The sequence below is a fragment of the bacterium genome, from assembly GCA_020440705.1.
GTDB lineage: Bacteria > Krumholzibacteriota > Krumholzibacteriia > LZORAL124-64-63 > LZORAL124-64-63 > JAGRNP01.
Genome location: JAGRNP010000325.1, coordinates 1 through 590, shown reverse-complemented (window position 1 = coordinate 590; position 590 = coordinate 1). Strand labels below are relative to the sequence as shown.

At 63.9% G+C, this 590-nt stretch carries 1 protein-coding gene; it reads left to right on the top strand.

Annotated features, from left to right (window positions below):
- Positions 1 to 56 precede the first annotated feature (56 nt).
- On the top strand, positions 57 to 590 hold a 534-nt coding region (locus KDM41_18615), incomplete at its 3' end, for a glycosyltransferase family 2 protein (GenBank protein MCB1185437.1).

Below are 590 nucleotides of genomic sequence, written 5' to 3'. Positions count from 1 at the left end.
CTCCGCTTTCCGCATCGGAAGTACGCCATTGTTCGGTCAATGCCGATCTTTCGGCCATGGACCTCAGCGTGGTGATCCCCTTGTACAACGAGCGCGAGTCGCTGCCCGAGCTCGTGGACCGGGTGCATCGTGTGGCCACTGACATGGGACTGGACTACGAGGTGGTGCTGGTGGACGATGGCAGCAACGACGGGTCGTGGGACGAGATCGTGCGGCTGCGCACGGCGAACGCCCGGGTGAAGGGGATCCGGTTCGGCCGCAACTACGGCAAGAGCCCGGCCCTGAACGCAGGTTTCGAGGCTGCCTCGGGGGCGGTCGTCATCACCATGGACGCCGACCTGCAGGACGATCCGGACGAGATCCCCGGCCTGTACCGCATGGTGCGGGAGGAGGGTTACGATCTGGTGAGCGGCTGGAAGAAGAAGCGCTACGACCCGCTGAGCAAGACCCTTCCCACCAAGCTGTTCAACTGGGCCACGCGTCGGATGTCCGGCGTGAAACTGCACGATTTCAACTGTGGGCTGAAGGCCTACCGGGGCGAGGTGGTGAAGCACATCGAGGTGTACGGGGAACGGCATCGGTACATCCCG